Here is a 19,709-nt window from a genome sequence, read left to right on the forward strand (position 1 = left end):
TCGACAATGCTGAACACTATCGGTCGTTGTCGACCTCCCGCGACAGAGCGGCAGGCCGTGTTTCTCCGCGGTTCCCGGCGGTTCTCGCCGTTCCGCGCCCTTCCTCGCCGTTTCTGGCCGATTCCCGCCCTGCCCCGCGCCGCACCCCGAGGCGCGGGCGGCACCGGGCCGGGGCGTCCGGGTCGTGAACACTCCAGCGCTGTGGACCTTCGTCCCGTTACCCTGACCGAGTGCGCCTTCCTCCGAAGCGCAAAGCCGACAGCCGTCGCACCTCAGGGAGCTCATTCATGGCCTCGTTGCCTACCCCCTCGTCCGGTACCCCGAACGGAACCCGGGCCGATGCCCTCCGCGAAGCCCTCGCCACCCGCGTGGTGGTGGCCGACGGCGCGATGGGCACGATGCTCCAGGCACAGGACCCCACTCTTGAGGACTTCCAGAACCTCGAGGGCTGTAACGAGATCTTGAACGTGACCCGCCCGGACATCGTCCGCTCGGTCCACGAGGAGTACTTCGCGGTCGGCGTCGACTGCGTCGAGACGAACACGTTCGGCACGAACTTCGCCGCCTTGAGCGAGTACGACATCCCCGAGCGGAACTTCGAGCTCTCCGAGGCCGGCGCCCGCATCGCCCGCGAGGTCGCCGACGAGTTCACCGCGTCCACCGGCCAGCAGCGCTGGGTGCTCGGCTCGATGGGCCCCGGCACCAAGCTGCCGACCCTGGGCCACGCCCCCTACACCGTCCTCCGCGACGCCTACCAGACCAACGCCGAAGGCATGATCGCGGGCGGCGCCGACGCACTCCTGGTGGAGACCACCCAGGACCTGCTGCAGACCAAGTCCGCGATCCTCGGCGCCCGCCGCGCCCTGGACGCCACCGGCGCGAACCTGCCGCTGATCTGCTCGGTCACCGTCGAGACCACCGGCACGATGCTGCTCGGCTCGGAGATCGGCGCCGCGCTGACCGCCCTGGAGCCGCTCGGCATCGACATGATCGGCCTGAACTGCGCCACGGGCCCGGCCGAGATGAGCGAGCACCTGCGCTATCTCGCCCGCCACTCCCGCGTCCCGATCTCCTGCATGCCCAACGCGGGCCTGCCGGTCCTGGGCAAGAACGGCGCGCACTACCCCCTGACGGAGGCCGAGCTGGCCGACGCCCAGGAAACCTTCGTACGCGAATACGGCCTCTCCCTGGTCGGCGGCTGCTGCGGCACCACCCCCGAGCACCTGCGCCAGGTCGTCGAACGCGTCCGCGGCGTGGAGACCACCCGCCGCGAGCCGCACCCCGAGCCGGGCGCCGCCTCGCTCTACCAGACCGTGCCCTTCCGCCAGGACACCTCCTACCTGGCCATCGGCGAGCGCACGAACGCCAACGGCTCGAAGAAGTTCCGCGAGGCCATGCTGGAGGGCCGCTGGGACGACTGCGTGGAGATGGCCCGCGACCAGATCCGCGAGGGCGCCCACATGCTCGACCTCTGCGTCGACTACGTGGGCCGTGACGGCGTCAAGGACATGGAGGAGCTCGCGGGCCGTTTCGCGACCGCCTCCACCCTGCCCATCGTCCTGGACTCCACCGAACTGCCGGTCATCCAGGCCGGCCTTGAGAAGCTGGGCGGCCGTGCCGTCATCAACTCCGTCAACTACGAGGACGGCGACGGCCCCGAGTCCCGCTTCGCGAAGGTCACCGCGCTGGCCAAGGAGCACGGCGCCGCGCTGATCGCGCTGACCATCGACGAGGAGGGCCAGGCCCGCACCGTCGAGCACAAGGTCGCCATCGCCGAGCGCCTCATCGACGACCTGACCGGCACCTGGGGCATCCACGAGTCGGACATCCTCATCGACTGCCTGACCTTCACCATCTGCACCGGCCAGGAGGAGTCCCGCAAGGACGGCATCGCCACCATCGAGGCGATCCGCGAACTCAAGCGCCGCCACCCGGACGTGCAGACCACCCTGGGCCTCTCCAACATCTCCTTCGGCCTCAACCCGGCCGCCCGTGTCGTCCTGAACTCCGTCTTCCTCGACGAGTGCGTCAAGGCGGGCCTGGACTCGGCGATCGTGCACGCCTCCAAGATCCTGCCCATCGCGCGCCTGGACGAAGAGCAGGTCAAGGCCGCCCACGACCTGATCTACGACCGCCGCGAAGAGGGCTACGACCCCCTGCAGAAGCTCATGGAGCTCTTCGAGGGCGTCAACATGAAGTCGATGAAGGAGGGCAAGGCCGAGGAGCTCCTCGCCCTGCCCCTGGACGAGCGCCTCCAGCGCCGCATCATCGACGGCGAGAAGAAGGGCCTGGAGGCCGACCTGGACGAGGCCCTGCAGACCCGTCCGGCCCTCGACATCGTCAACGACACCCTCCTGGAGGGCATGAAGGTCGTCGGCGAGCTCTTCGGGTCCGGCCAGATGCAGCTGCCGTTCGTGCTCCAGTCCGCCGAGGTCATGAAGACCGCGGTCGCCCACCTCGAACCGCACATGGAGAAGTCCGACTCCGAGGGCAAGGGCACCATCGTCCTGGCCACCGTCCGCGGCGACGTCCACGACATCGGCAAGAACCTCGTCGACATCATCCTGTCCAACAACGGCTACAACGTGGTCAACCTCGGCATCAAGCAGCCGGTCGCCGCGATCCTGGACGCCGCGGCCGAGCACCGCGCCGACGTGATCGGCATGTCGGGCCTCCTGGTGAAGTCGACGGTGATCATGAAGGAGAACCTGGAGGAGCTCAACCAGCGCAAGATGGCCGCTGACTTCCCGGTGATCCTCGGCGGTGCCGCGCTCACCCGGGCCTACGTCGAGCAGGACCTGCACGAGATCTACGAGGGCGAGGTCCGCTACGCCCGCGACGCGTTCGAGGGCCTGCGCCTGATGGACGCCCTCATCGCGGTCAAGCGCGGTGTCCCCGGCGCCGCCCTGCCCGAGCTGAAGCAGCGCCGCGTGCCCAAGAAGGACACCCCCGCCCTGCAGGTCACCGAGGACGAGGGCCCCGCCCGCTCGGACACCTCCACCGACAACCCCGTCCCGACCCCGCCGTTCTGGGGCACCCGCGTCGTCAAGGGCATCCAGCTCAAGGAGTACGCGTCCTGGCTGGACGAGGGCGCCCTGTTCAAGGGGCAGTGGGGCCTCAAGCAGGCCAGGACCGGCGACGGCCCCTCGTACGAGGAGCTGGTGGAGACCGAGGGACGCCCCCGGCTGCGCGGCTGGCTGGACGAGCTGCACACCAAGAACATGCTGGAGGCGGCCGTCGTGCACGGCTACTTCCCCTGTGTCTCCAAGGGCGACGACCTGATCATCCTGGACGAGCAGGGCAACGAGCGCACCCGCTTCTCCTTCCCGCGCCAGCGCCGCGGCCGGCGCCTGTGCCTCGCGGACTTCTTCCGCCCGGAGGAGTCCGGCGAGACCGACGTGGTCGGCCTGCAGGTCGTCACCGTCGGCTCGAAGATCGGTGAGGCCACCGCCGAGCTGTTCGCCGCCGACTCCTACCGCGACTACCTCGAACTGCACGGCCTGTCCGTGCAGTTGGCCGAGGCGCTCGCCGAGTACTGGCACGCGCGCGTGCGCGCCGAGCTCGGCTTCGGCGGCGAGGACCCGGCGGCCGTGGAGGACATGTTCGACCTGAAGTACCGCGGCGCGCGCTTCTCGCTCGGCTACGGCGCCTGCCCCGACCTGGAGGACCGCGCCAAGATCGCCGAGCTCCTGGAGCCGGAGCGGATCGGCGTACAGCTCTCCGAGGAGTTCCAGCTGCACCCCGAGCAGTCCACGGACGCGATCGTCATCCACCACCCCGAGGCGAAATACTTCAACGCGCGCTGAGCGGTCAAGTCGTACACTTGTCGGTCCAGTGCAGGCCGGTTGCCCACCCGTCAAAAGGGGGCGACCGGCCTTCTCGTCCCTCATGGAGGTGTGCCCGGATGACCAGTACGGTTCCCGCGCTCGGTACCCGAACGGCCGAAGGCTCCGCCCTGCAGGCGGTGCTCCTCGACATGGACGGAACACTCGTGGACACCGAGGGGTTCTGGTGGGACGCGGAGGTCGAGGTCTTCGCCGCACTCGGACATACGCTCGACGAGGCCTGGCGTGACGTGGTCGTCGGCGGCCCCATGACGCGCAGCGCCGGATTCCTCATCGCGTCCACCGGAGCCGACATCACGGTCCCCGAGCTGACCGTGCTGCTCAACGACGGCTTCGAGAACCGCATCGGCCGTGCCCTGCCGCTGATGCCGGGCGCCGCCAGGCTCCTTGCCGAGCTCGCCGCGCACGAGGTGCCGATGGCACTCGTCTCCGCGTCGCACCGGCGCATCATCGACCGCGTGCTCGACTCGATCGGATCCCACCACTTCACGCTCACCGTCGCGGGCGACGAGGTGCCCCGGACCAAGCCGCACCCGGATCCGTACCTCCTCGCGGCGGCAGGGGTTGGCGCGGAACCGGCCAGATGTGCCGTCATCGAGGACACCGCGACGGGTGTCGCGGCAGCCGAGGCCGCGGGCTGCAGAGTGGTGGCCGTGCCCTCCGTGGCACCGATCGCACCGGCCTTCGGCAGGACCGTCGTCCCGTCCCTCGAACACGTCAACCTGCCTTTCCTGCAAGGATTGATGGCCGGAAAGTGCTGAACAGTTGAAGCTGTGACCTTTCCCACTCCCCGGGGGGTCGACAGCCGGTCACGGCTGTGCCGGACCCCCGATTTGGGCGAGTTGTGGAGTGACGTTGTGTCCTGATTGAGGGGAACCTCACGAAACCTTCCCGTGTCGGGTTATCGGTGCGTCCGCGCCCGGTTTCGCTGCGTGATTGAGGGTCAACTCCGGTCCCTTCCAGCCCTCCTGGCGGTGCGGACTAATGTCGTCGCGAGAACATCGACATGCCCCCACGGACTGACTGACCCCACCCCTCGTTGTCGGTCCGGACGGGACCAACAGCTCTGGAGAACGTCGAGCATGAACCGTAAGACTTTGGTGCTGCCGGCCGTCGTGGGTCTGCTCGCTCCCGCGCTGGCGGCATGCGGCGGGTCGGGCAACGGTGGGGGAGACGACGCGATCACCGTCGGCACCACGGACCGGTTCTCCACCTCACCCGAGATCCCGGCCCCCTTCGATCCGGCGTACGCCTATGACGCGGGCTCCTGGAACGTCGTGCGCCAGACGGTGCAGACGCTGATGGCCGCCCCGCGCGGCGGTGGAGAGCCGGAGCCCGACGCCGCCGAGAAGTGCGGCTTCACCGACACCGGCAACGAGCGCTACGAGTGCACGCTGCGCAAGGGCCTGAAGTTCGCCGACGGCGAGCCGCTGACCGCCACCGATGTGAAGTTCTCCATCGAGCGGGTGCGGGACATCAAGATCAAGGACCCCAGCGGCTCCGCCGGCATGGTGTCCAACGTCGACGCGATCGAGACAGAGGGCGACCGGACGGTCGTCTTCCACCTCAAGAGCCCCGACGCGACGTTCCCGTACAAGCTGGCCACGCCCATCGCGGGCATCGTCAGTTCGGACCACTACGCCAAGAACAAGCTGCGTGACGGGTTCGACCTGGACGGCTCGGGCCCCTACACCGCCAAGCAAGAGGTCAAGGGCAACGAGCTCGTCAAGACGGTGTTCTCCAAGAACCCCAACTACAAGGGCGTGCTGAAGCCCAAGAGCGACAAGATCGAGATGCGCACCTACGCGTCCGCCGACGCCATGGGCGACGCCCTCAAGAGCGGCGACCTCGACATGATGACGCGCACCATGTCGCCCGAGCAGATCAAGCAGCTCGACGCGGACCCGGGCAACAACATCGAGCTGGTCGAGACGCCCGGCCTGGAGATCCGCTACCTCGGCTTCAACACGGACGCCACCACCGTCAAGGCCAAGGCGGTCCGCCAGGCCATGGCCCAGATCGTCGACCGCGGCGCCCTCGCGTCCGGCGTCTACGGCGACGCGGCCGAGCCGCTCTACTCCCTGGTGCCGGCCACGATCACGGGCCACACCAACTCGTTCTTCAACCAGTACGGCAACCCGAGCCCGTCCAAGGCCCGCACCCTGCTGCAGAAGGCCGACATCAGCACTCCGGTGAAGCTCACCCTGCACTACACGACGGACCACTACGGCCCGGGCACCAAGAAGGAGTTCCAGCTCCTGCAGAAGCAGCTCAACGCGAGTGGCCTGTTCGACGTGGCGATCAAGGGCACGGACTGGAACACCTTCCGCCCCGCCGAGCAGAAGGGCGCGTACGACGTCTACGGTATGGGCTGGTTCCCCGACTTCCCCGACGCCGACAACTTCCTCACGCCGTTCCTCGACAAGGACAACATCCTCGGCTCGCCGTACGCGAACAGCACCATCAACGACGAGCTGCTGCCGGACTCGCGCCGCGAGGCGGACCGGCTCACGGCCTCCAAGAGCATCAAGAAGATCCAGGACATCGTCGCCGAGGACGTGCCGGTGCTTCCCCTCTGGCAGGGCAAGCAGTACATCGCGGCCCGGGACGACATCACCGGCGTCGAGTGGGCCCTCAACTCCTCCTCGAACCTCCAGCTGTGGGAGCTCGGCCGCGGTGTGAGCGGCTGACCTCCGCACACGCCGGCAGACAAGACCGCCGCGCTTCGCTCCACCGAATGACATCAACGACAAGGCACGTTCGTGAATTTGCGTAACCAGTGGCTGGCCCTTCCCCTCACGGGAGGGCTGGCCGCGGCTCTGCTGACCGGCTGCGGCACGGAAACGGGTGGAGCGGGGGAAGGCGGCGACTCGGTGGTGATGGGGATGTCGGACGACATCCTGGCCACCGACCCGGCATCCGGCTACGACCCCGGGTCGTGGCTCCTGTTCAACAACGTCTTCCAGTCCCTGATGAGCTTCCCGAACGGGGCCACGGAGCCGGAGCCCGAGGCCGCCAAGGAATGCGGCTTCACCGACACGGAGACCAAGGTCTTCGAATGCACCCTGCGGGACGGGCTGAAGTTCAGCAACGGCAACGCGCTCACCTCGAAGGACGTCAAGTACTCCTTCGACCGCGTGATGAAGATCAATGACGCGAACGGCCCAGCGCTCATGTTCCCGATGCTCGACCGCGTCGAGACGCCGAACGCCAAAAAGGTCGTCTTCAAGCTCAAGTACGCCGACGCGACCTTCCCCAGCAAGATCGCGTCCGGCGCCGGCTCCATCGTCGACCACACGTCGTACGACATGAACAGCCTGCGCGGCGGTGACGAGGCCACCGGCTCGGGCCCGTACAAGCTCGACTCCTTCAACGACGACCAGGCGGTCTTCTCGGTCAACCCCGACTACAAGGGCACCGCCAAGGTGAAGAACAAGGGCGTCACCCTCAAGTTCTTCCACGACGACCAGAAGGGCCTGAAGCAGGCACTCCTGGACAACAAGGTCGACATCGCGTACCGAGGCCTCGCCGCCTCCGACATCGCGGACATCGAGGCCGACACCTCCGACGCGAGCCAGAACATCGACGTCGTCGAGGGCACCAGCGCCGAGGTGCAGCACCTGGTCTTCAACATGAAGGACCCGGTCGCGGGCAAGCTGGGCGTCCGCAAGGCCATGGCATACCTGCTCGACCGCGACGCCCTGGTCAAGGACGTCTACCGGGACACGGCGACGCCGCTGTACTCGATCGTCCCGGCCGGGATCGGCGGTCACACCACCGCCTTCTTCGACACCTACGGCGCCCGCCCGCAGCGCTCCAAGGCCGCCGCCGCCCTGCGCGCGGAAGGCCTGAACGGCAAGGTCAAGCTCACGCTCTGGTCCACGCCCTCGCGCTACGGGCCCTCGACCGACCAGGAGCTGAAGGCGATCGCCAAGCAGCTCAACGCGAGCGGTCTCTTCGACGCCGACGTGAAGTCGGTCAAGTTCAGCCAGTACGAGCGGGACATCAAGTCCGGCAAGTACGGCGTGTACGTCAAGGGCTGGGTGCCGGACTACCCGGACCCGGACAACTTCACCCAGCCGTTCTTCGGCAAGGGCAACGTCCTGGGCAACAACTACCGGAACAGCGACATCACCGGGAAGATCATCCCCGGCACCGCCGCCGAGGCCGACCGCACCAAGACCGACGACGACTACTCCAAGCTCCAGGACACCGTCGCCGACGAGCTGCCGATCCTGCCGGTCTGGCAGGCCAAGCAGTACGCGGTGATACGCGACGACGTGTACGGCGTGGAGTCGTGCCTCGACGCGTCGACGGTGTTCCGCTTCTGGGAGCTCAGCAAGGCCTGATCCCCGGCGCCACGCACACATGAAGGTGGCCGCCCCCCTCTGACTGAGGGGGGCGGCCACCTTCGTCGGTCGTCCTGGCCGGTCCTACTGGGCGCCGGGCCGCACCAGACCGCTCTCGTACGCGTACACGGCCGCCTGCACCCGGTCGCGGAGGCCCAGCTTCGTGAGCACATGGCCCACATGCGTCTTGACCGTCGTCTCGCTCACGAACAGGTCCGCAGCGATCTCCGCGTTCGACAGACCGCGCGCCACCAGCTTGAGGACCTCGACCTCCCGCTCGGTGAGCGTGTGCAAGGTGTCCGGCACCGGCTCGTCGCCCGAGGGAAGATGACCGGCGTACTTGTCGAGGAGCCTGCGGGTGATGCTCGGCGCGAGCATCGCCTCGCCCGACGCGACCACCCGGATCGCCTGCACCAGCTCGTTCGCCGGGGCGTCCTTCAGGAGGAAGCCGCTGGCACCCGCGCGCAGTGCCTCCACCACGTACTCGTCGAGGTCGAAGGTGGTCAGGACCAGGACCTTCGCCGGCCCGTCCCGGCCGGGCCCGGTGATCTGGCGGGTCGCCTCGACGCCGTCCATCCGCGGCATGCGGATGTCCATCAGGACCACGTCGGGCTGCAGCGCCCGCACCTGGTCGAGAGCCTGCAGGCCGTCCCCGGCCTCGCCGACGACCGCGACATCCTGCTCGGCCTCCAGAATCATCCGGAACCCGGTGCGCAGCAGTGGCTGGTCGTCGACCAGTAGGACACGGATCGCCACGTAACTCTCCTTCGCTAGCCCGGGGCCATTCTGCCCTGCGCGTCCTCCCCGGACTCGGGCACCCTCACCGCAAGGGGGTACGGCGGGGGAGTCCCGCCGAATTCAGGACATACGGCCTGGTGGTCGCACCAGCCGCAGAGCTTCGTCGGCCTGGGCCGCCAGTCACCCGTCTCGGTGGCCAGCGTGATCGCCTCCCACAGCGCGTGCAGCTTCCGCTCGACCTGCTCCAGATCCTCGGTCCTGGGGTCGTACGTGATGACGTCGCCGCTGCCCAGATAGACGAGCTGGAGGCGGCGCGGGACCACGCCCTTCAGGCGCCACACCACCAGGGCGTAGAACTTCATCTGGAAGAGCGGGCCGTCCGCGTACTCGGGACGCGGGGCCTTGCCCGTCTTGTAGTCGACGATCCGCACCTCGCCCGACGGCGCCACGTCCACCCGGTCGATGATGCCGCGCAGCTTCAGGCCCGAGTCCAGCTCCGCCTGCACGAACAGCTCGCGCTCGGCGGGCTCCAGACGGGTGGGGTCCTCCAGGGTGAACCAGCGCTCGACGAGCTTCTCCGCGTCCCCCAGCCAGCGCGCGAGCCGCTCACCCTGCTCGTCGTCGGCGAACAGCTCCGTCAGCTCCGGCCTGGCCTCGCGCAGCCGGTCCCACTGACCCGGGATCAGGGACTTCGCGCGCGGCGCCGTCCGCTCACCCGCGGGCGCGTCGAAGAGCCGCTCCAGGACGGCGTGCACCAGCGTGCCGCGGGTCGCCGCCTCGCTCGGCTTCTCCGGCAGCTTGTCGATCACCCGGAACCGGTAGAGCAGCGGACACTGCATGAAGTCGCTGGCGCGCGAGGGCGACAGGGACGCAGGACGCACGGCCGTCACGCCACCGTCGGTGCTGGTTTCCATAGGGACAGACCCTACGACCCGCCACTGACAACGGCCGCATACCATCGACGACAGACCCTCTCGCCCTGCATGATCGTGCGTGTACCGCGCCGGACAGGGGCGAGGGACGCTTCGAACGAGGGGACATCGTGGACGAGAGCGGCGGGAGCGGCAGGCCGCGATCCGACGGCACGGACGGTCGGCGACCGGCTGCCGCAGAAGGTGCCGCAGCAGGCTCCGAGGCCCCTGAAAAGGCCGACGGCGCCCACGGCGCCGCCGACACCGACCGCGCTGCCGATACGAACGGAGCCGACGAAACCGCCCGGCCCCGGCCGCGTGAAGAGACGATCCGGCAGGCGCCCGGGGAAGAGCAGCGGCCCGCGGCCGAACCCCCGCGGCCCGCCGACCGCCTCACCAAGACCCCGCACGACACGCCCGGGAAGGCACCGCAGGACACCCATCCCGAGTACGCGCACGCCAGCCACGGCCCCGCCCCCAAGGCCACCCCTCCCAAGAACAAGAAGGGCCCCGGGGGAGGCCTGCTGATGGGGCGCCCCTTCGGCGTGCCCGTCTACGTGGCGCCGAGCTGGTTCCTCGTCGCCGCCCTCATCACCTGGGTCTTCGGCGGCCAGCTCGACCGCGTCCTGCCCGAACTCGGCGCCGCCCGCTACCTCGTCGCGCTCTTCTTCGCCGTCGCCTTCTACGCCTCCGTGCTCGTCCACGAGCTGGCGCACACCGTCGTCGCCCTGCGCTACAAGCTGCCGGTGCGCCGCATCCAGCTGCAGTTCTTCGGCGGCGTCTCCGAGATCGAGAAGGAGTCCGAGACACCCGGACGCGAGTTCGTCCTCGCGTTCGTGGGCCCGCTGCTCTCCCTCGTCCTCGCGGGCGTCTTCTACGGGGGCATGCGCGCCGTCGAGCCCGGCACCGTGCCCGGCGTCCTGCTCGCGGGCCTGATGATCTCGAACCTGATCGTCGCCGCCTTCAACCTCCTGCCCGGCCTGCCCCTGGACGGCGGCCGCATGCTCCGCGCGGTCGTCTGGAAGATCACCGGCAAGCCCATGAGCGGCACCATCGCCGCCGCCTGGGTCGGCCGCGCGCTCGCCATCTCCGTCCTCATCGGCCTGCCCCTGCTCAACCAGTCCGGCGCGCTCGGCGGCGAGACCCAGGACATCGGCGGCATGGACACCGTCACCGACGCCCTGCTCGCCGCGATCCTCGCCGCGATCATCTGGACCGGCGCCGGGAACAGCCTCCGCATGGCCCGCCTGCGCGAGCACCTGCCCGAGCTCCGCGCCCGCGCCCTGACCCGCCGCGCCGTCCCCGTCGAGTCGGCCACCCCGCTCTCCGAGGCGCTGCGCCGCGCCAACGACGCCGGGGCCCGCGCCCTCGTCGTGGTCGACGCCGACGGCGACCCGATGTCGGTGGTCCGCGAGGCGGCCATCGTCGGCGTGCCCGAACACCGCCGCCCCTGGGTCACCGTCAGCGGCCTCGCCCAGGACATCACCGAGGGCATGCGGATCTCCGCCGAGCTCGCCGGCGAGGAGCTCCTCGACACCCTCCGGGCGACACCCGCCACCGAGTACCTCGTGGTCGAGGCGTCGGGGGAGATCTACGGAGTGCTGTCCGCCGCCGACGTGGAGCGCGCCTTCGTCAAGGCGATGGCCCGCCCCAGCTGAACCGCACCCTGGTCCCCGGCCCTCGAACGGGCCGGTAGGCTGGTCACATGTCCGAACCGACCGGTGCCGCCCGCCGACGCGGGCCCTTCAAGGTCGGGGACCAGGTTCAGCTGACCGACCCCAAGGGCCGCCACTACACGTTCACGCTCGAGGCCGGGAAGAACTTCCACACCCACAAGGGTTCCTTCCCCCACGACGAGCTGATCGGTGCTCCCGAGGGCAGCGTTGTCCGCACCACGGGAAACGTCGCCTACCTCGCGCTGCGCCCCCTGCTCCCCGACTATGTCCTGTCCATGCCCCGCGGCGCCGCCGTGGTCTACCCCAAGGACGCGGGGCAGATCCTGGCCTTCGCGGACATCTTCCCCGGCGCCCGCGTCGTCGAGGCGGGTGTGGGCTCCGGCTCGCTCAGCAGCTTCCTCCTGCGCGCCATCGGCGACGAGGGAATGCTGCACTCGTACGAGCGCCGCGAGGACTTCGCCGAGATCGCCCAGCAGAACGTGGAGCGCTACTTCGGCGCCCCGCACCCTGCCTGGCAGCTCACCGTCGGAGACCTCCAGGACAACCTGAGCGACACCGACGTCGACCGCGTCATCCTCGACATGCTCGCCCCCTGGGAGTGCCTGGACGTCGTCTCCAAGGCGCTCGTCCCCGGCGGCATCCTCTGCTGCTACGTGGCGACCACCACCCAGCTCGCCAGGACCGTCGAGTCCATCCGCGAGATCGGCGGCTTCAACGAGCCGACCGCCTGGGAATCGATGATCCGCAACTGGCACGTCGAGGGCCTCGCCGTCCGCCCGGACCACCGCATGATCGGCCACACCGGCTTCCTGCTCACCGCCCGCCGCCTCGCGGACGGCGTCGAGCCGCCCATGCGCCGCCGCCGCCCCTCCAAGGGCGCCTACGGCGACGACTACACCGGCCCGAACGCCGACGGCGGCACCCCTCGCGCGGAGAGCTGACGGCTCAGACAGCCGCTTACGACAGCTGAACGCACAGGCGCCGTCGCCGAGTTCCCCCCTTCGACCGGGGAACTCGGCGACGGCGCCTCTCCGTTACGGGCTCGTGCGGACCCGGACCTTCATGGACCCCGGTGTTCCGCCCCGGTGTGAGGTATGGCACGATGCTGGCCACCTCCCCCACCGGCACAGCCCTCACAGGAGACACTCCTAGTGCAGCACCCCGCCGTCCCGGAACTGGCACACAACACCACCCGTCCCATCCACTGGCTGGCCACCGCGGCCGCGCTCGCCGCTGTCGTCGCCGGCTCGTCCTTCCTGCAGCCCGACCCCGCGAACGCCGCCCAGCCGGGCTCCAAGCCGTCCAGCAGGACCGCGGCCGCCCCCGCGCCCGCACCGGATCCGGCCACCGTCACGTTCCCCATCGCCTGCGGCACGGTGAAACCCGTCGTCAAGAAGAAGGCCTCCGGGGACCTCGACGGGGACGGCAGCCCCGAGACCGTCGCCGTGGTGCACTGCGCCGCCGGATCGGGCACGCCGCCCGACGGCGTGTACGTCGTCACGCGCGCCACAGGGGGCAAGCCCCGGGTCGTCGCCACCCTCGTCGACCCGAAGGACCGCCAGAACGTCAGCGGCTTCGCCCTGCGTGACGGTGTGATCACCGCCACCCTCCTCGGGTACTCGTCACCGAACGTGCCCAGCTGCTGCCCGGACCTCCAGGACGAGGCCAAGTGGCAGTGGAAGGACGGCGCGTTCGCGCGGTCCACCCCGGCCGGGGCGCACAGCGTGTGACCTCCGCGGGCGACCTCGGGGGACATCGACAAGGGCCTGTGCCCGCCGTCCAGCGGCGGGCACAGGCCCTTGTCCATGCGTCAGTTCATGTGCCGGTCCATGGGGTCGTGTGCCGGCCCGTGCCCTCAGGCGGCGTCCGGACCGTACACCTCGACCCTGTCCGAAACGCGGCGCACATGAATGCAGTCACCCGGGCACTCCTTGGCCGAATCGACCACGTCACGCAGAAGCGGCAACGGAACGGGCGTTGTGGCGCCCGGAGCCTGCAGCAGCTCGTCCTCGCCGCTCTTCACATAGGCGAGCCCGTCGATGTCCAGCTCGAAGACCTCAGGCGCGTACTGCGCACAGATGCCGTCGCCAGTGCAGAGGTCCTGGTCGATCCAGACCTCCAGCGGATCACGGCTCTCGGAGCCGTTACCGGCCTCGTCTCCCACGGTCATCTCTCCTGCCGATCGTCACGCCGAGTGAGCCCACTTTCCAGCAAGTCGGGCCAGCCCTGACGGGTGTTGAACGCTTCGACGATACAACCGCCCGCTTTCCGATGTTGTTGGGTGGGTAATGACCTGACGTGAGGGAGAGCGCAAGGGTGAAGATCGGACACACCTCTACCGTCTTTGTGATCTAGGGGTTTCAATCGACACCCACCCAGGTAGGGTCTGGAAGCGTCCAGCTCCCCTTGGAGGAGGTGAGGACCGTGGCAGCCCACGACGACGACATCAACCGCGGCATCCGGCCGGGGCGAGGGTCTGAGGACCCCGCCGGTCAGGTTGCCTATCTCGAGCAGGAAATCGCCGTCCTGCGACGCAAGCTCGCCGACTCTCCGCGTCATACGAGGATTCTCGAAGAGCGGATCGTCGAGCTGCAGACAAACCTGGCCGGCGTGTCCGCACAGAACGAGCGGCTCGCCAACACGCTCCGTGAGGCCCGCGACCAGATCGTGGCCCTCAAGGAGGAAGTCGACCGGCTCGCGCAGCCGCCGGCCGGCTTCGGAGTCTTCCTCGTGGCGAACGAGGACGGCACGGCGGACATCTTCACCGGGGGCCGCAAGCTCCGGGTGAACGTCAGCCCGAGCGTGGAGCTCGAAGAGCTCAGGCGCGGCCAGGAAGTAATGCTCAACGAAGCGCTCAACGTGGTCGAGGCCATGGAGTACGAGAGCGTGGGAGACATCGTCACCCTCAAGGAGATCCTCGAGGACGGCGAGCGCGCCCTGGTGGTCGGGCACACCGACGAAGAAAGGGTGGTGCGGCTCGCCGAACCACTCCTCGACGTCACGATCCGCCCCGGCGACGCACTCCTGCTCGAACCGCGCTCCGGCTACGTCTACGAAGTGGTTCCCAAGAGCGAGGTCGAAGAGCTCGTCCTGGAAGAGGTCCCGGACATCGGCTACGAGCAGATCGGCGGTCTGGGCAACCAGATCGAGCTGATCCGCGACGCGGTCGAGCTGCCCTACCTCTACCCGGACCTCTTCAGGGAGCACGAACTGCGGCCGCCCAAGGGCGTCCTGCTGTACGGGCCCCCCGGCTGCGGCAAGACGCTGATCGCGAAGGCCGTCGCCAACTCCCTTGCCAAGAAGGTCGCGGAGGTGACCGGACAGGCATCGGGGAAGAGCTACTTCCTCAACATCAAGGGACCCGAACTCCTCAACAAGTACGTCGGCGAGACCGAGCGTCACATCCGCCTGGTCTTCCAGCGTGCGAGGGAGAAGGCGAGCGAGGGCACCCCTGTCATCGTCTTCTTCGACGAGATGGAATCCCTCTTCCGCACCCGCGGATCCGGAGTCAGCTCGGACGTGGAGAACACCATCGTCCCCCAGCTGCTCGCCGAGATCGACGGCGTGGAAGGCCTGGAGAACGTCATCGTCATCGGTGCCTCCAACCGTGAGGACATGATCGACCCCGCGATCCTGCGGCCCGGACGACTCGACGTGAAGATCAAGATCGAGCGCCCGGACGCCCAGGCGGCGAAGGACATCTTCGCCAAGTACCTCACCGAGCGGCTCCCGCTGCACGCGGACGACCTCGCCGAACACAGCGCCGACCGGCGCACCACCGTGGACGGCATGATCCAGTCCGTCGTGGAGCAGATGTACGCGGAGTCCGAGGAGAACCGCTTCCTCGAGGTGACGTACGCCAACGGCGACAAGGAAGTCCTGTACTTCAAGGACTTCAACTCCGGCGCCATGATCGAGAACATCGTCGGACGCGCCAAGAAGATGGCCATCAAGGCCTTCCTCGACGCCAACCAGAAGGGCATCAGGGTCGCCCACCTCCTGCAGGCTTGCATCGACGAGTTCAAGGAGAACGAGGACCTGCCCAACACCACCAACCCGGACGACTGGGCCCGCATCTCCGGCAAGAAGGGCGAACGGATCGTGTACATCCGTACGCTCGTCACCGGAAAGCAGGGCGCGGACACCGGACGCTCCATCGACACGGTGGCCAACACCGGTCAGTACCTGTAGAAAGCAGGGCGGCTGCGGGTGTCCTTCGTGGGTACCCGCAGCTGTCTGTTTTTCAATGAAGGCAATGATCTCCCCACCAGCGCAAAGGCGCTCTAGGCTCTTCGGTACCGCCGAGTCGCGCAGTGCGGGGACGGGCACCGCACACGCACCGGAGAACCAGCGGTACTTGAGCGCCGCGCCCGAATGGGAGCGCCGCCGGGCAAGGAGGGCCGCATGACCGTACGGCGAGTAATGGGCATCGAGACGGAGTACGGCATCTCCGTCCCTGGCCACCCGAACGCCAATGCCATGCTCACCTCGTCCCAGATCGTCAACGCCTACGCCGCGGCGATGCACCGGGCGCGACGCGCCCGCTGGGACTTCGAGGAGGAGAACCCCCTGCGGGACGCGCGGGGCTTCGACCTCGCCCGTGAGACCGCCGACTCCAGTCAGCTCACCGACGAGGACATCGGCCTCGCCAACGTGATCCTCACCAACGGGGCGCGCCTCTACGTGGACCACGCGCACCCCGAATACAGCTCACCCGAGGTCACCAACCCCTGGGACGCCGTCCTGTGGGACAAGGCCGGCGAGCGCATCATGGCGGAGGCGGCCGAGCGGGCCGCACAGCTGCCCGGGGCCCAGCCGATCCACCTCTACAAGAACAACACCGACAACAAGGGCGCCTCGTACGGCACGCACGAGAACTACCTGATGAAGCGGGAGACCCCCTTCTCGGACATCGTGCGCCACCTGACGCCGTTCTTCGTCTCCCGGCAGGTCATCACCGGCGCGGGACGCGTCGGCATCGGCCAGGACGGGCATGAGCACGGCTTCCAGCTCAGTCAGCGCGCCGACTACTTCGAGGTCGAGGTCGGTCTGGAGACCACGCTCAAGCGGCCCATCATCAACACGCGCGACGAGCCGCACTCCGACGCCGAGAAGTACCGCCGCCTGCACGTCATCATCGGTGACGCGAACCTCTCCGAGATCTCGACGTATCTGAAGCTGGGCACGACATCCCTGGTCCTCGCCATGATCGAGGACGGCTTCATCGCGGTGGATCTCGCCGTCGACCAGCCCGTGCGCACCCTCCACCAGGTGTCCCACGACCCGACACTCAAGCGTCTGATCACGCTCCGTAGCGGCCGGACACTCACCGCTGTCCAGCTCCAGATGGAGTACTTCGAGCTGGCCCGCAAATACGTCGAGGAGCGGTACGGCTCCGACGCCGACGAGCAGACCAAGGACGTGCTCGCCCGCTGGGAAGACGTCCTGGGCCGCCTGGAGAGCGATCCTATGAGCCTCTCCGGAGAGCTCGACTGGGTCGCCAAGCGGGAACTCATGGAGGGCTACCGCCGCCGTGACAGCCTCGACTGGGACGCGGCACGGCTGCACCTGGTCGACCTCCAGTACGCGGACGTACGGCCCGACAAGGGCCTCTACAACCGTCTGGTGGCACGCGGCAAGATGAAGCGCCTCCTGGAGGAGCCGCAGGTCGAGCGCGCCCAGACCAAGCCTCCTGAGGACACCCGCGCGTACTTCCGCGGCCGGTGCCTGGAGCAGTACGCCGACGACGTGGCCGCGGCCTCGTGGGATTCGGTCATCTTCGACCTTCCGGGGCGCGACTCGCTCCAGCGGGTGCCCACACTGGAGCCACTGCGCGGCACGCGGAACCACGTCAAGGAGCTCCTTGACCGCTGCCGCACGGCAGAGGATCTGGTACGGGTGCTCTCCGGAGGCTGAAAGGTCCGGCGTGTGGGAATCATCGAGGTGGTCCCCGGACGTTCTAGTAACTACGGGACCGATGTCAGACCTGGCTTATAGGGTCTGATCAAGTGCATCGAACCGAACGAGCGGGGTGAGGTAGATGGCGACCAAGGACACCGGCGGCGGACAGCAGAAGGCCACGCGTTCCACCGAGGAGGTCGAGGAGCAGACAGAGGAAGCGCAGGGCTCCGAGGACCTCAAGGAACGCCAGGAGAAGCTGAGCGACGACGTGGACTCCGTCCTGGACGAGATCGACGACGTCCTCGAGGAGAATGCCGAGGACTTCGTGCGGTCCTTCGTTCAAAAGGGCGGACAGTAAGCACGGCGGACGCGGTGTGCGGTGCGGGGAGTGCGTGGCGCGACAGCGGGCCACGCATGACCGGCGGTCTCAACGACCTCGACCGCACATGTGGATCACCGCCACCAGGCGGGTAGGGTCCCTGACGTACCGCCCTTCAGACGTACTGCGCTTCAACTGCAATTCGGCCACCGGCGAGTTGGGATCCGCTCCCGGCGCTCAGCGCCCGGCCGTCACTTACCTGGAAGGAAACGCGTGGAAGCCAACACTCGTAGCACCGGGCGTCTGCCGGCTGCCTTCCTGACGCCTGGTTCTTCGTCCTTCATGGACTTTCTGTCCGAGCATCAGCCCGACATCCTGCCGGGCAACCGGCAGTTGCCGCCCATGCAGGGTGTGATCGAGGCGCCGCACGGCACGACCATCGTGGCGACGACGTTCCCCGGCGGTGTGGTGCTCGCCGGTGACCGGCGGGCGACCATGGGCAATGTGATCGCGCAGCGCGACATCGAGAAGGTCTTCCCGGCCGACGAGTACTCGGCGGTCGGCATCGCCGGCACCGCCGGTCTCGCCGTGGAGATGGTCAAGCTCTTCCAGCTGGAGCTCGAACACTTCGAGAAGGTCGAGGGCGCCACGCTCTCCCTGGAGGGCAAGGCGAACCGGCTCTCCACGATGATCCGGTCGAATCTGGGCATGGCCATGCAGGGCCTGGCCGTCGTCCCGCTCTTCGCGGGGTACGACGTGGACCGCGAGAAGGGACGCATCTTCTCGTACGACGTGACGGGCGGCCGTTCCGAGGAGCACGGCTTCGCGGCCACCGGCTCCGGTTCGGTGTTCGCGCGTGGTGCGATGAAGAAGCTCTACCGCAACGATCTGACGGAACAGGAAGCGACGACGCTCGTCGTGCAGGCGTTGTACGACGCGGCGGACGACGACTCGGCGACGGGTGGTCCGGATGTCGCCCGCCGGATCTATCCGATCGTCACTGTGATCTCCGACGAGGGTTTCCGGAGGCTGGCGGAGGACGAGTCCTCCGAGATCGCGCGCTCGATCCTGGAGCGGCGCATGGAGCAGCCCGACGGCCCTCGGGCCTCGCTGCTCTGATCGATCCGTATTCGCCACTGACTGAGTCACTGACAGAAAGGGACGGATAGCCGGTGTCGACGCCGTTCTATGTCTCACCCCAGCAGGCCATGGCCGACCGGGCGGAATACGCCCGCAAGGGCATCGCCCGTGGTCGCAGCCTTGTTGTGCTGCAGTTCGCCGATGGCATCGTGTTCGTCGGCGAGAACCCGTCCCGTGCGCTGCACAAGTTCAGCGAGATCTATGACCGGATCGGCTTCGCGGCCGCCGGCAAGTACAACGAATACGAGAATCTCCGGATCGGCGGCGTGCGCTATGCCGATCTCCGTGGATACACGTACGACCGCGACGACGTGACGGCCCGCGGGCTCGCGAACGTCTATGCCCAGACGCTGGGCACGATCTTCTCGAGCAACGCGGAGAAGCCGTACGAGGTCGAGCTGGTCGTCGCCGAGGTGGGCGCCACGCCGGACGGCGATCAGATCTACCGGCTGCCGCACGACGGTTCGATCGTGGACGAGCACGGCTCGGTCGCGGTCGGCGGCAATGCCGAACAGATCAGCACGTATCTCGATCAGCGTCACCGTGACGGGATGACGCTCGCCGAGGCCCTGAAGCTGGCCGTGCAGTCGCTGTCCCGCGACACCAACGGCAGCGAGCGGGAGATCCCCGCGGAGCGGCTCGAGGTGGCGGTCCTGGACCGTACGAGGCCGCAGCAGCGGAAGTTCAAGCGGATCGTCGGGCGTCAGCTCGCGCGGCTGCTCGAGGGGGGCGCGTCGGCCCCGACGGACGCCGCCTCCGACAACGAGGAGCCGGATGCCGAATCCGGCTCCGCCTCCACCTCGGACTCCGGTTCGACCGAGGAGTAGTTC

The 19,709-nt window shown here is 68.3% G+C and carries 15 protein-coding genes; 12 read left to right on the forward strand and 3 right to left on the reverse strand.

Going from position 1 to position 19,709, the window contains the following annotated elements; all coding sequences use genetic code 11:
• Nucleotides 1–287: 287 nt before the first annotated feature.
• The 4 genes from metH (at nt 288) to OG302_RS33265 (ending at nt 8,194) form a co-directional block, all read left to right on the forward strand.
• On the forward strand, nt 288–3,806 hold the full coding sequence (gene metH / locus OG302_RS33250) for a methionine synthase (protein WP_371530151.1): 3,519 nt from the start codon (nt 288–290) through the stop codon (nt 3,804–3,806).
• 98 nt (nt 3,807–3,904) lie between these two features.
• Nucleotides 3,905–4,606 carry an HAD family hydrolase gene (locus OG302_RS33255; protein WP_371530152.1) on the forward strand — a complete coding sequence of 234 codons (702 nt, stop codon included), beginning with the start codon at nt 3,905–3,907 and terminating at the stop codon, nt 4,604–4,606.
• A 321-nt stretch (nt 4,607–4,927) separates the two neighbouring features.
• Nucleotides 4,928–6,535: an ABC transporter substrate-binding protein gene (locus tag OG302_RS33260; protein WP_371530153.1), complete on the forward strand. Its 1,608-nt coding sequence runs from the start codon at nt 4,928–4,930 to the stop codon at nt 6,533–6,535.
• Nucleotides 6,536–6,607: 72 nt separating this feature from the next.
• Nucleotides 6,608–8,194: an ABC transporter substrate-binding protein gene (locus OG302_RS33265; protein WP_371530154.1), complete on the forward strand. Its 1,587-nt coding sequence runs from the start codon at nt 6,608–6,610 to the stop codon at nt 8,192–8,194.
• Between the two features lie 84 nt (nt 8,195–8,278).
• On the opposite strand, the gene OG302_RS33270 is transcribed toward OG302_RS33265, so the two are convergent.
• Complete coding sequence (locus OG302_RS33270) at nt 8,279–8,950, reverse strand: response regulator transcription factor (RefSeq protein WP_135332738.1); 672 nt, start codon at nt 8,948–8,950, stop codon at nt 8,279–8,281.
• A 14-nt stretch (nt 8,951–8,964) separates the two neighbouring features.
• Complete coding sequence (locus tag OG302_RS33275) at nt 8,965–9,846, reverse strand: RecB family exonuclease (protein ID WP_371530155.1); 882 nt, start codon at nt 9,844–9,846, stop codon at nt 8,965–8,967.
• 128 nt (nt 9,847–9,974) lie between these two features.
• On the opposite strand from OG302_RS33275, the gene OG302_RS33280 reads away from it, so the two are divergent.
• The 3 genes from OG302_RS33280 (at nt 9,975) to OG302_RS33290 (ending at nt 13,249) form a co-directional block, all read left to right on the forward strand.
• Complete coding sequence (locus OG302_RS33280) at nt 9,975–11,501, forward strand: site-2 protease family protein (RefSeq protein ID WP_371530156.1); 1,527 nt, start codon at nt 9,975–9,977, stop codon at nt 11,499–11,501.
• A gap of 47 nt (nt 11,502–11,548) precedes the next feature.
• A complete protein-coding gene (locus OG302_RS33285; RefSeq protein WP_371530157.1) occupies nt 11,549–12,460 on the forward strand; it encodes a tRNA (adenine-N1)-methyltransferase in 912 nt (303 codons plus the stop codon).
• A 210-nt stretch (nt 12,461–12,670) separates the two neighbouring features.
• Nucleotides 12,671–13,249, forward strand: a complete 579-nt coding sequence (locus tag OG302_RS33290; protein WP_371530158.1) for a hypothetical protein — start codon at nt 12,671–12,673, stop codon at nt 13,247–13,249.
• Between the two features lie 125 nt (nt 13,250–13,374).
• Here the strand turns inward: OG302_RS33290 and OG302_RS33295 are convergent, their stop codons facing one another.
• The gene (locus OG302_RS33295) at nt 13,375–13,689 is read right to left on the reverse strand and encodes a ferredoxin (RefSeq protein ID WP_361834186.1); all 315 of its coding nucleotides are present in this window, start codon (nt 13,687–13,689) and stop codon (nt 13,375–13,377) included.
• A 254-nt stretch (nt 13,690–13,943) separates the two neighbouring features.
• Here OG302_RS33295 and arc point away from each other — a divergent pair, with 254 nt between their 5' ends.
• The 5 genes from arc to prcA all read left to right on the forward strand — a co-directional run bounded on the left by arc (nt 13,944) and on the right by prcA (nt 19,706).
• On the forward strand, nt 13,944–15,710 hold the full coding sequence (gene arc / locus OG302_RS33300) for a proteasome ATPase (RefSeq protein ID WP_371530159.1): 1,767 nt from the start codon (nt 13,944–13,946) through the stop codon (nt 15,708–15,710).
• A 213-nt stretch (nt 15,711–15,923) separates the two neighbouring features.
• The gene (dop, locus tag OG302_RS33305; protein WP_371530160.1) at nt 15,924–17,435 is read left to right on the forward strand and encodes a depupylase/deamidase Dop; all 1,512 of its coding nucleotides are present in this window, start codon (nt 15,924–15,926) and stop codon (nt 17,433–17,435) included.
• Between the two features lie 124 nt (nt 17,436–17,559).
• Entirely contained in the window at nt 17,560–17,778 is a 219-nt protein-coding gene (locus tag OG302_RS33310) for a ubiquitin-like protein Pup (RefSeq protein ID WP_249590985.1), read from the forward strand.
• Nucleotides 17,779–18,012: 234 nt separating this feature from the next.
• Nucleotides 18,013–18,858: a proteasome subunit beta gene (gene prcB / locus OG302_RS33315; protein WP_371530161.1), complete on the forward strand. Its 846-nt coding sequence runs from the start codon at nt 18,013–18,015 to the stop codon at nt 18,856–18,858.
• Between the two features lie 53 nt (nt 18,859–18,911).
• A complete protein-coding gene (gene prcA / locus OG302_RS33320; protein ID WP_371530162.1) occupies nt 18,912–19,706 on the forward strand; it encodes a proteasome subunit alpha in 795 nt (264 codons plus the stop codon).
• Nucleotides 19,707–19,709: the final 3 nt, after the last annotated feature.

Origin of the sequence: Streptomyces sp. NBC_01283 (assembly GCF_041435335.1) — a bacterium.
GTDB lineage: Bacteria > Actinomycetota > Actinomycetes > Streptomycetales > Streptomycetaceae > Streptomyces.